At 40.1% G+C, this 11523-nt stretch carries 14 protein-coding genes and 1 pseudogene; 4 read left to right on the plus strand and 11 right to left on the minus strand.

Features of this window, described 5'->3' with window-relative positions:
• Window positions 1–218: 218 nt before the first annotated feature.
• Entirely contained in the window at window positions 219–419 is a 201-nt protein-coding gene (locus CPT03_RS23085; RefSeq protein ID WP_245869821.1) for a hypothetical protein, read from the plus strand.
• 101 nt (window positions 420–520) lie between these two features.
• Here the strand turns inward: CPT03_RS23085 and CPT03_RS12000 are convergent, their stop codons facing one another.
• The 7 genes from CPT03_RS12000 to CPT03_RS12030 form a co-directional block, all read right to left on the minus strand.
• Window positions 521–1333, minus strand: coding sequence for a helix-turn-helix domain-containing protein (locus CPT03_RS12000; RefSeq protein ID WP_099439072.1), 813 nt, complete (start codon window positions 1331–1333; stop codon window positions 521–523).
• Window positions 1334–1387: 54 nt separating this feature from the next.
• Complete coding sequence (locus CPT03_RS12005) at window positions 1388–2116, minus strand: glucose 1-dehydrogenase (protein WP_099439073.1); 729 nt, start codon at window positions 2114–2116, stop codon at window positions 1388–1390.
• 12 nt (window positions 2117–2128) lie between these two features.
• Window positions 2129–3142 (minus strand): SDR family NAD(P)-dependent oxidoreductase, encoded by a 1014-nt coding sequence (locus tag CPT03_RS12010; RefSeq protein ID WP_099439074.1) that lies wholly within the window; start codon window positions 3140–3142, stop codon window positions 2129–2131.
• A gap of 452 nt (window positions 3143–3594) precedes the next feature.
• A complete protein-coding gene (locus tag CPT03_RS23240) occupies window positions 3595–3915 on the minus strand; it encodes a DUF932 domain-containing protein (RefSeq protein WP_099439075.1) in 321 nt (106 codons plus the stop codon).
• A 22-nt stretch (window positions 3916–3937) separates the two neighbouring features.
• Window positions 3938–4123: a DUF932 domain-containing protein gene (locus tag CPT03_RS23245; protein WP_099439076.1), complete on the minus strand. Its 186-nt coding sequence runs from the start codon at window positions 4121–4123 to the stop codon at window positions 3938–3940.
• Between the two features lie 483 nt (window positions 4124–4606).
• Window positions 4607–5077: a DUF6036 family nucleotidyltransferase gene (locus CPT03_RS12025; RefSeq protein ID WP_245869822.1), complete on the minus strand. Its 471-nt coding sequence runs from the start codon at window positions 5075–5077 to the stop codon at window positions 4607–4609.
• Entirely contained in the window at window positions 5074–5505 is a 432-nt protein-coding gene (locus CPT03_RS12030) for a hypothetical protein (protein WP_099439077.1), read from the minus strand. The genes CPT03_RS12025 and CPT03_RS12030 overlap by 4 nt, the downstream gene beginning before the upstream one ends.
• A gap of 496 nt (window positions 5506–6001) precedes the next feature.
• Between CPT03_RS12030 and CPT03_RS22800 the strand changes: the two genes are divergently transcribed.
• From CPT03_RS22800 to CPT03_RS12040, 3 genes and pseudogenes are all read left to right on the plus strand, one after another.
• Window positions 6002–6193: a BlaI/MecI/CopY family transcriptional regulator gene (locus tag CPT03_RS22800; RefSeq protein ID WP_157766420.1), complete on the plus strand. Its 192-nt coding sequence runs from the start codon at window positions 6002–6004 to the stop codon at window positions 6191–6193.
• Window positions 6186–6584 carry a Fic family protein gene (locus CPT03_RS12035; protein ID WP_245869823.1) on the plus strand — a complete coding sequence of 133 codons (399 nt, stop codon included), beginning with the start codon at window positions 6186–6188 and terminating at the stop codon, window positions 6582–6584. Before CPT03_RS22800 ends, CPT03_RS12035 begins: the two co-directional genes overlap by 8 nt.
• Window positions 6585–7112: 528 nt before the next feature.
• Window positions 7113–7417, plus strand: a pseudogene (locus CPT03_RS12040) (transposase); the annotation flags it as partial.
• Between the two features lie 169 nt (window positions 7418–7586).
• Here the strand turns inward: CPT03_RS12040 and CPT03_RS12045 are convergent.
• The 4 genes from CPT03_RS12045 to CPT03_RS12060 all read right to left on the minus strand — a co-directional run bounded on the left by CPT03_RS12045 (window position 7587) and on the right by CPT03_RS12060 (window position 11452).
• Window positions 7587–7826, minus strand: a complete 240-nt coding sequence (locus CPT03_RS12045) for a hypothetical protein (RefSeq protein WP_099439078.1) — start codon at window positions 7824–7826, stop codon at window positions 7587–7589.
• A 270-nt stretch (window positions 7827–8096) separates the two neighbouring features.
• Window positions 8097–9512 carry an Ig-like domain-containing protein gene (locus CPT03_RS12050; protein ID WP_099439079.1) on the minus strand — a complete coding sequence of 472 codons (1416 nt, stop codon included), beginning with the start codon at window positions 9510–9512 and terminating at the stop codon, window positions 8097–8099.
• An 11-nt stretch (window positions 9513–9523) separates the two neighbouring features.
• Window positions 9524–10156 (minus strand): hypothetical protein, encoded by a 633-nt coding sequence (locus CPT03_RS12055; protein WP_099439080.1) that lies wholly within the window; start codon window positions 10154–10156, stop codon window positions 9524–9526.
• A 39-nt stretch (window positions 10157–10195) separates the two neighbouring features.
• Window positions 10196–11452, minus strand: a complete 1257-nt coding sequence (locus CPT03_RS12060; RefSeq protein ID WP_099439081.1) for a hypothetical protein — start codon at window positions 11450–11452, stop codon at window positions 10196–10198.
• Between the last annotated feature and the right edge of the window lie 71 nt (window positions 11453–11523).

Consider the following 11523-nt stretch of genomic DNA (forward strand, 5'->3'; position numbering starts at 1 on the left):
CGCAAGATTTTTTAAAACCGATGTAATAAAAACAGTAAGTACTTGATTTTACAAAAATACCCGTTCGATAATCCGGACGGGTATTTTTGTATATAGCTGTTTTCACCATATTACTGAGAAGCATTTGGGAAGTCAGAGATTTGGTTACAAAGTCCCTTAATTGGGGTACATCAGTCTTAATTTTCATTCAGAGCTTTGTATTAATAAAAAATCGCAATATGAGTATGTTGAAAATTTTAATCGTTGTGACCAATGTCAATGCTTATGCAAGCGGCAACCTTGAAACAGGTTTGTGGTTAAGCGAATTAACGCATATCTACCACGCACGCAGCAAAGGAAAAGGGATATGTGCCGATATCGATGCAGATGAAGCAGCTTTTATGTATGCTTCACAGAGAGCATTTTATGCAGTCATGTAATCTTTATGTCGCAGCCTGAGATCGCTGCCTCTGTGATTATAGAAGCTGCTGAAAAAGCATCGGAAATTTAGTTTTCATTTTTTTACCTCGTGCTTTTGCTTTTATCTAACTAATGCTATTTGATTAGGAGAGACTCCGTATTTCTTCTTAAAAATAAAGGAAAAATGAGACAGATCTTCAAAGCCAACTTCAAGGTAAACCTCAGTTGGTTTTTTCTTTTTTTCGGATAAGTGATAGTGAGCTAATTCAAGCCTTTTCTCAGTCAACCATTTTTGAGGGCTTGTATGGAATAGCTTCTTGAAATCCCTATTGAAAGTAGATAAACTTCGGCCTGTTAAGTACCCCAATTTTTCTAGTGACATATTGAACATAAAATTCCGTTGCATAAAATCCACCAGGTCAATCTTTCCGGGAGCATCAAAATTTGCCAAAACACTATCTACCTCTGGGTTTATTATTCTTAGAATGCTAATTGCTTCTATAATTTTTAAGGAAGCAAGGCTTTCGGGAAATTCTCCCTCCATATTGAAATAGGGTATCAGCGAAGCCAGGCAGCTTTCTAATAAGGGATGGTTACTAAAACTGTATATTTTCTGTTCATTCTGTATATCTTTTCTGATCTCTATTTTTTCATAAAATTGCTTCAGTCTATCGGTTGATAGATGCATCACCACTGTTTTATGCGGCAGTCCATTTTTTGGATAATTGATGATCGTTGCCAGTTCATTTCTTGGGATCAGAAAAATATCTCCGGTTTTGAAATAAAATGTTCGGTCTGCCTGTATGATCTTTGTTTCTCCAGAAATAAACCAAACCAGCATGTGATCATCGAACATCAGGTCTGATTTGAACAGTTTGTCTTCAAAGCTGGAAAGCTTAATGTCTTTGGTCAAATATTTGGATAAATGCTCCATCGGAATAAAGTTATTTGTTTTAGGCGAATTTCTTTAATGAAATCCGCCGTTATATTAAACACATTGGCCGCCATCAATTAAATATTCTGATCCGTTAATAAAAGCGGCATTATCACTTGCAAGGAAGGCAATTAATTTGGCCACTTCTGCTGGTTTACCAAACCTGGATAAAGGAATGGTGCTGGTCATTTGGTCTTCAAGTTTTTGATCCAAACCGATTTTATCCATGATTGCTGTGGAAACAGGACCAGGGCTAACTGCGTTTACCCTGATCTTGCGATCTGCCAGTTCTAGTGCGGCAATCTTCATAACTGCGTTTAAAGCAGCCTTGCTTGCCGCATAAACCGAGGCCTGAGGAGGAGAGATATGTGCAGAGGTAGACGATAATAGAATTACAGAGGCATTTATATTCATAATTGGGATAAATTTGCTCAGCGTAAAATAGGCTCCTTTGAAATTCACGTTCATCACCTCATCGAAAATCGTTTCTGGCATTGTTTCAATTGTCGAGAATTTTGTAATTCCTGCATTTATCAGCAGGATATCTATCTTGCCAAATTTTCTCGTAACGTCATTTACCAAAGCATTGATATCCGTTAGGTTAGACTGATCAGCTATAAGGCCGGTTACGTTCAGTTCCTGTGCTGCTCGCTCAATCGCTTCTTTTCTTCTTCCTGTGATAATAACTTTAGCGCCATTTTCTTTCAACTCTTTTGCGGTAGAATAACCAATTCCACTATTGCCGCCAGTAATAACAGCGACTTTTCCATTTAAACTTTTCATCGTATTTGCAGGTTAGTTAACTTTGAAAATAATCCCTGTCATTTTTTCGGTTAAATCCCAAAGCTTTTTAGCATTCACTTGATCAAGCGAATAGGGTTGTACCCCTCTAGTGCCAAGACCATTATCTTTCTCGAAATGACCAAGATCTAATGCTGCGATATCACAATCTTCACAATAAACACCTCCAATATGATCAAGCATTGGACTGGTTGCGCACCATACCGTAGTAGCTGCTCCCTGTGGAATGGTCTTAAGGCTGGCTACGATCTCTGGCTTAATATCACCATTCTCATCAAAAAAGCCCATTTGTTTAAATAGTTCTATATCTGCACTTCTGGCCAGTTCGGTACCATGAATAGAGCCTGGATGCAATGAATATGCTCTTACATTAAACATCCTTGCCAAATTATCCAGTTCAAGCGTGAACAGGTTGCTAGCTGTTTTAGATTGTCCGTAGGCCTGAAGCGTTTGGTATTCCCTATGTTCGAAGTTCGGATCATCGAAATTGAATGGTGCCATTTGGTGGCCATAAGAAGATACATTAACCACCCTTGCTCCGTCTGCTTTTTTAAGGGCAGGCCATAACCTGGATACGAGTTGAAACTGCCCGAGGTAATTGGTAGCCAATTGCGATTCGATGCCACGAGAGTCTCTTTGCAATGGTATCCACATAATACCTGCATTGTTGATTAGTAAATGAACAGGTCTTCCCGTTGCCATAAATTTCTCTGCAAAGGCATCAATAGATGCAGGATCAATTAAGTCCATTTCCTCCAGTTCTACATTAGCAATGCCTGCCAAATTCCTTTTAGCTTTTTCCAAATCCCTGGCCGGAACGATAACGGTAGCGCCTGCTGCCGAAAGTACTTTTGTTGTTTCCAAACCGATACCAGCATTACCACCAGTTACGATTGCAATTTTTCCTGTAAGGTCGATACCTTTGATTACTTCATTAGCGGTTGATGATGCATTAAACCCCGAACCTAGTGGGTTTTGTAATGCACCTTGATAATTGTTCTTTTCCATTTTGTTTTTTATTTAAATGTTGTAGAACAAATTTAGGTTGATGCGAAGCCGGGAGTTTTGTTGAGCATGTCAATTTGTTTTGTTGAGCATGTCAGTTTATTTGTTGAGTGGACCAAGATGACCAAACTGTCTCTTTTGAAATTGATCGATAAAGCAGATTTCGTCTGAAGAGTATTGCCAGTATTCAAAAGGAACAAGATTAGAGCCTGATTTCGGGTGTATTCTTCTTTATGTTTGCTATCGAGAGATATGAATGTAATTAACTCAAAGACAGAGAGAAATTTATTACATCATTTTAGTGTCTGACATTTCTTTAGCTAAATCAATGTCGCAAAGAAGAATTAGATGGAACTGAATATTAAAAACGCTTAGAAAACACTCAAAGGCCCGTTAGGGCCACCCATAAATTTTGGGCTGTCCTAATGGGCAAAAAACTATATTTTATAAATCAGCTAATTAAGCGCTTCTTTGCCTAATTGAGCAAAGTCCTTGCAGAGGTCAAAAGCCTTTTGTCCTTTTTGCAATCCCGTACCGTACATAATAGATTTGAATCTGCTTTCTTCGTCTTTATACCCTTTTATATTTTGGTAAAAATCTGTGATTGAATTGTAAGCCCCAAACAAAGTTCCTTTTGTGGTTACTTCCTGTTGTGTTGGGTTAGTCGTTGCATAATCAAATATACCTTCAACAGTGTTTTTATAGATACTGGAAATTTCATCCAGTTTACCACTTCGCAGGGCTTCGGTGTTTTCCTTATTTGGTGCTATTGCCATTTGAATTAAGCGTTTAACCTCGTTATCTTATCCGTACTAAAGCCCAATGATTAAAGATATTCTCCATTTCATCGGCTAAACGGTTACTTAACCCTAAAAGCTGATGTACTACTTTTAACCTATCCTGTACATTGGCGGTATGTTTTAACCTGATACTGGAAAAGTTCCAGCCACTTCCGGGAAGAGCAGAAGTATATAAAAAGATCATCTGTGATTTGAGTGAAGATGACAAGCAGGGCTTTGAGAAAGAGCGTAAGCATCTGATCTAGCGCATCAGAATAACATGCTGACCAAAATCCGCGGAATGTTTTTATCAGAAGATCTGGATCAGGCGGGATTATAAAATCATGAAAGGTGAATGCGAAGAAAAATATACCTGATAAACAAGGATTTAGAGCATAAAAAAATCCGGAAAGAATGTTTTAAAAAACTATCTTTCCGGATCGGTACCCGACGATTTCTTTCGAACACACCGGTTTTTTGTTGATTTAAAAGTGGTTGCGGACATGAGGAAATATATTGAGCATATGAGAAATACGAGATTTCTGGGTAATCGAAGCTGATTGTCGTCAGATCTTTAGCTGCCCCCCTTATAAGGATACCCTTTCCCATGTGGGAATTTGCACGAGTGAAATTTCCCGTATGGGATTTATGTGAAAAACTAAATGAATCTAACTTATAGCAATCGCTCTTAATTAGTTTTTTTTGATTTCATTAACTTCTGTAATGTTTTGACATCGGTAATGTCTTGTCTGCGACCAGAAGCCTGTTTATTCTTTACAAGATCATTAAGCCCTATATAGTTGATCACAAGATCATTCTCTAGTTCTATCCTTTCCATATTTAACTTCGCCTCACTAAATTCAACTCCATCAATTAGATTCAGTACATCAATTCGCAATGGTGGGTATCCTATTTGGCTAATTAATCCTTCAGTTAGAAAATCTTCCTTTTGAAAGCCTAGAGATTGTAACCCAAAATCACTAACAACCTTAAGCATTCGAACTGCATTTTCTTCGGATACATTGATCCAAATATCAAGATCACCTGTGTGACGAGGCTTGCCATGAAATGCCAATGCATAGCCTCCCACAACCATATACTCTACATCGTGCTGATTCAGCAACTTAACGAAATCTTCAAAATCTTCGGCCAAGGTCATGCGTACATTCTTTTCTTTATCAGCTTAGTTTTATCCATTCTTTGCCCCTTCTTTAAAGATTGTGAAATGATTGATGTGACAGCTGCAGCACGCTCTTTTACTGGTCTGCTCAACCAATATTCCAGATCATGTTGCTCATCATCTGCATCTTTCATCATAACCCTCCTTAATACTGGTGCTATTTTTCTTATCCGAGGTTCACGACTGAGTTTAGGCTTTAAAATAATATTTTTACGCTCGATTCTGATTTCATGATTTTCATAAGCAATTTTAGCCTTACTCAAATAATTACTTATGGTGTTATAATTGAACTTCGGATAGCTCAGGCAAAAGTTCTTTAGATTAGAGAACACTTCAAAAGGATTCTCTGTATTATTTTTCCAAAAAACAACGACTACTCTCTTTCCCTGAATACTTAGCGCTTCCATATATCAAATATAACAAATATCACACTAATATTAGTCAAATGAAGATAGAATTATTTTGATAAATTAAAAAAGCCTTCGATTTTCATCGAAGGCTTTAGTCAATGTACCGTTACTCCGGATTACTTTGAACATTTAGATCGTTTTTTAAGGCTTATAGAACCTATTATTGAAGGTTTAAAAAGAAAGAATTTTATAAAATAGAGGAAAATATTAGCCGCCATTGCAACAATACATTTCCGGGAAAAGAACTGGAGAAAAAAGCAATGTGCAAAAAATGCATATTGCCAATCCAGATAAACATTTTAATTTTCGGCTCATTTTGATATTATTTACAGCTCATTTTTCGCCTATATTGAGCCGAATTTCTTACTGAAATGATCTTCATTTCTGTGATTATAATTTTGCAGCTCATTACACCATTATTTGCAGCTCATTTTTAATTATAAATGAGCTACATTTGTATAAACAGTGAGCTCCATTTTATCATTTAAATATTATGCAAGGAAAAAATGCTAGCCTAATCCTTGATTACTTAAAGGATCATCCATTAAGTTCATCCAAAGCGATTCATGATGCGATGAGCGAAAAAGTTGCCTATGCAACGGTAAAACGCATTTTATCGAATCTTTCCGCTCAAGGCATCGTTGTTTCTGAAGGAAAGTCCAAGGCTACAAAGTCTGTTGATTAAAGATCTGGGTGTAGACAGGAACATCCGTCACAGACGCGTCGGTATCTCCGGAACCAATTACAAGCCATTAGATAATGAGCATCAGATACGTGATGCCCTCAATGAGATGTGCACATTGATTAACGAGAAAGAAAACATCTTTGAAAAAGCGTTACTGGCTTTAGTACTACTATCCTATATACAGGCTTTTAATGACGGTAATAAACGTACCGCGCGAATAGTCAGCAATGCTTTATTGATCGCTCATGAACATTGCCCCTTGTCATTTAGAACAGTAGATTCAATCGAATACAAAAAGGCAATGCTGATATTTTATGAGCAAAACAACATTAATCCTTTTAAGGAAATTTTCAAGAATCAGTTTGAATTTGCTGTTAAAACCTATTTTTAGTAATTTTTTAGAGATCGGAACAGCTGTTGCAAAAAATGCAACAGTTAAAAACTAAAAAAGCCTTCAGATATCTAAAGGCTTTTTTAGTTTTTAATAATCTTTCCCATATGGGAAAGATTTCTGTACCGTGTCTTCGGATTACTTTGAACATTTAGATCGTTTTTTAAGGCTTATTGAGCCTATTATTGAAGATTTAAAAGTAAAGGGTTTCATAAAATAAGAGAAAAATTAATAGCCAAGCATAAATAAACTTTTAATGTAATACCCTTAGCACTCTACTTTTGAACCGAAAATTCGGTTATTAATATAATTTTGGTTTTAGCTTGAGAAGTAAGCTATGGAATTGCAACAATACATTTCCGGGAAAAGAACTGGAGAAAAAAGCAATGTGCAAAAAATGCATATTGCTTTTTTCTCCAGTTAGACATTTTAATTTGTGGCTCATTTTGATATTATTTACTGCTCATTTTCCGGCTATAATGAGCAGCATTTCTTTCTGACACTGCAAGTGGGTTCGAGCAGCAGATCAGGGGATATCAAGCTAAGAACTGCAGCAATTGCCCACTAAATGGCGCTTGTCACAAATCCAAAGGCAACCGTCTGATCGAAATCAACGAAAACCTACAAAGGCATAAGCAGAAGGCACCTTATCTACTCAATACAGAACAGGGCATCAGTCACAGAAAGAAACGATGTTACGACGTAGAGCCTGTTTTCGCTAATATCAAACAGAACCACGGGTTCCGCCGCTTCATGCTCAGAGGTAAGCAAAAAGTGGAAATTGAATGGGATTATTGGCAATTGCACAAAATATAAGGAAAAAAGCAGCTTAGAAAAGCTGTTTTTTGTATACTTCAATAGATATTCAAAGAAAAAAGACATAGTAAGAAAACACTCAGAACGGATCACACAACCAGCAAATAAAGAAGCCGTATCATCTTTGATTAATGATACGGCCTCGTGTTGTCTTTTAACGAATTGCTGTAATAAGCACTTCTCCCCCTAACCATCTTTTCTAAAACTTAAAACCTTGAATGCATACACTACCCTCATTAAACTCAAAAAAGCATTGAAATGCTGCTGAAACTTTTTGTCCTCTATAGGATTCGCATATTTCTCGTTTGATGCGCGAAGAAACTTGATAACATCTCCAGCTTTAAGCATCCTCATTCCGTAATTTTGCACATAAATGTACCATTGTTGCCCATGTGACAGGACATCATTCGCTTTAAATATTCCCATAAAAAATCTAAAATTAATTTCTGAGTTGACCTCAATTGAATAACATAAAGATACGAAAAATAGAGGGTGGTTTTCTAAGGGGGGTCAGTGGAACGCATCCATGACAACACCTGCTACTTAAATATCACTTGGACTAAAATCAGTGGTCACGATGAAAGTTATGCCATTCCCAAAATGTTCTAGAAACCGAGCACAGCTAATTCTTTTCAATAAAAAAACCTGCTTTGACATCATCAAAACAGGTTTTTAGCTACAACAGCGTATCTTAAACTATAAAATCTCCACCCTACGTTCATAACGCCGGCCATTCAACTCGAACATATAACGGATATACGGCCTGTAGATATTTTTTATCGTACAGGAGTGTCTGTACTGCATACTCGGCGAGACAACGGGCGACAGATAATTACCCAGAACTACCTCCCCGGAATGCGACATCACTTCAAAGGAGATTAACCTGACCGGACTGGAATATCCGTTTTCAAACAAAGCTGAAAGGTTTGCTGACACATACCCGTCGATCGATACCTTGGAACTGGCCGTTACCTGCGTAAAAACCAAGTCCTCCGGACTGCCTACTGAGACCTGAATGGCCGTCTGTACCCTGGGATTACTGATCGAAATGGCCCAGATCATCGCAGTACCTTTCCCCTTAGCGACAACCTGGCCTTGCGGACTTACAGTGGCGACACTGACATTGGACGAATTCCATTTCAACGATTTATCGCTCGCTTCCACGGGCAGCACAACCGCGCCCACTGTATATTCCTGCCCCACCACAAGCGGTAAGTCAGTCACCGACAAAACAATGCGCTGCACCTGTACAGGCCTCACGGTAACCTCGCATGAAGCACCCTTCCCGCCATCTACACTCATTACCCGGATCGTAGTCGTTCCCGCTTTAATACCCAAAACAGTTCCATCAATTACACTGGCCACCTGAGGATCGTCGCAAGACCAGATTAACCGATGATCAGTCGCATTCGCCGGCAATATCCGTGGGACTAAACGCATTCCTTTCCCAACAGTTACCGTCGTTTGCTGAACAATCAGAGAAACCGATTCAACCGGTACCGGAGCCACCTGAATTCGAAGTGTCCCTGTAACAGCTGTCCCTTTGATCTTCGCAATGACATTCGCTGCTCCCGCACCAATGGCCAGAACCTTACCTCCGGAAACCTTGCAAATAGTCTCATCCGAACTCGACCATTCTATTTCCAGCTGATCCGAATCAGTTACGTCCTGCGGATCGATCGTATAAGTAACCAGGGTTTCCTCCCCTGGAACCAAAGAGGTCTTCTCCGCAGACAGTTGCAGCGCATTCGGCAGCACAGGCAGCACGCTGATCCTCATCCGGGCGGTCAGATTCAATCCTTTTGCAGTAACCGACAATACCGTTTCTCCCACACTTAATCCACGGAGTCTACCATTCTCTACCCTTGCCACATCAGGATTCAGCACAAACCACTCATATTCCGGCGCATTCAACTCAGATGGAGAATGGAGAACCTTCAGCTCGACTGATTGACCAACAGCTACGCTCAATTGTTTTTCCTTAAACTCGATCTGCTTCACCGCAGCCGGCCTGGGGATATCCCTGTCCCGACTGCAGGCCGACACGATGAGCAGTAAAAGCAGCGCCCTCCCATATCCCAGCAGCTGCATTATTTTTGAATTGCTTAACATAACCTTAAAATTTATTTCTGAGGTTCTGTTGACTTTACATAGTACTGTACTTCTCCATCTCCAATGGGAACTACAAGTGTCTGTTTGCCATTTACCTGCTGAATAGTCCAGTTGTTCAGATTTGATTTCTTCGCGGGAGAAAGTTCCGCAGCCGTGTATTGTTTTGTTTCCCCAAATCCCGGAGGGTTAGCCGATCCGCAGGTATTAAAAGACCTGTAATGACCACTGGCATAGTATACCTCAAAAGTTTTCGCTTCTTTGTCAATCTTCACAGTTCCTTGCTTATAACCCAGCACCTGAGTACGGCAATAGGTAGAAGTACTGGTATAATAGAAATACTCCTTTACACGGCCGTCCTTATATAACATATACCCTACGGCAATCTCGTTGGCCGGCCCCTGGTAACTTCCATTATATCCCCAAAAGTTGCTGATCGAGCTAACTCCAGCTATCCAGTAGCCTACCAGTTCATCGGGCACCGCAGATCTGGGATGATTTCCATACCCCTCTTCAATAGCCGGCGAGGCTGCCTCGGTTTCTTTACAACCGTATGCCGTGCCGGTCATAATCGCTATGGTTAATAAAATGACTGGTAAAAATGAGCGGACTGGTCCACTGTAGATTTTTGCTTTGTTAGTTTTCATTTGTTTACTATTAAAATTGGATAAATATTTTTCTAATGTTTATGGGATATATACCCTGGCTTTGAACCGGCCGGTAATACTGGCGGTATTTATCAGAAGGGGTCCGATTCCGGCATTAGGCACCGTAAAATTGCCCTCCACCCATTTGTTATCCATTTTGGTAATGTTGATGCTGCCACCACTTGGTACCAGATCACCCAACAGCTGATCTACGTAGGCGCTGGTGTATCCTCCATGACCGATCAGAAAATGAAACTTATTTCCTGTAGCAGTCAGATCATAAGCATAGGTGCCGACGCCACCATTCCAGGTCAGCAGGAATTCACCGCCACCCTCAGCCCCCGGATTAGACAAAAGAAACCTTTGCCCTGACTTTACCGCCGGTGTAACCGGGAATCTCCCATTACTCACATTTAACTCAGCCCAACCATCACCCAAAATCTCGATATTGGATAATAACATAAACGTACCGGTCACCGGCGCATTCAGGTTCAGGCTCACCGTTGCATTTGCAGAGCCATTCACTGTAGCAGGAGCCTGATAGGTAATCTTATTCCCATTGGAACTGATGATGTTACCTGGTCCGGTTAAATCCCAGGACTTGATGTATTTGGCAGGCAAAGGCACTGGCGTTCCTACCGGATAACCAGGTTCAACTCCCCCATCACCGGTAAGCGGCACCAGCAAATCCTCGTATTTCGACTGAGTATAAATCAGCGCTTTAATTTCCTGTTTATCTCCCGGCTCCAGACTGGCATGAAGCGGCGAAAGCGACACCCGGTTCATCATAGACCAATCACTAAAATGCGTCGTTTTAAACGTTACAGTCTTTCCCTGAAGATCGTAACTGCTGGCCCCTACATACTTCCAGGCTCCGCTTGCCAGCTGATAAGAAAATCCAAAGGTTTCCATCATGGCTATTGAGTCTGTTTCAACAGAAAATGCATAAGTCAGTGAAACCGGTTTTTCAAACTGAACATCATGCGGGCTAAGTCTGAAGGATTTTCCCGCACCCGCAATATTCGTTCTGGTAATGGGTTCAATACCAATGGTTGTTTCCGCTTTCAACGCACCAGCAGGTATATTGATACTCAGGCCGCATTCCGAAGAAGCGATCACTCCGCCTGCAGGCCCAATACGCCGGGTAACCGCTGCTCCCGTTGAAACTCCCTTGGGCCTAACCAGGGCCACGACCTCGGGATTTTCCTCCTCCACTACTTTTACTTTATCCTTTTTACAGGCGAGTATGCTAATTGCACACAGCATACCCATCAAGTACACATTTAATTTTTTCATGTTCTAATTTTAATTGCTCTGGTAATTTTTGAAAATAATCTGAGGTCAAAATTAGCCCGGGTACGGTAAGA

It is taken from the genome of Pedobacter ginsengisoli, assembly GCF_002736205.1.
GTDB lineage: Bacteria > Bacteroidota > Bacteroidia > Sphingobacteriales > Sphingobacteriaceae > Pedobacter > Pedobacter ginsengisoli_A.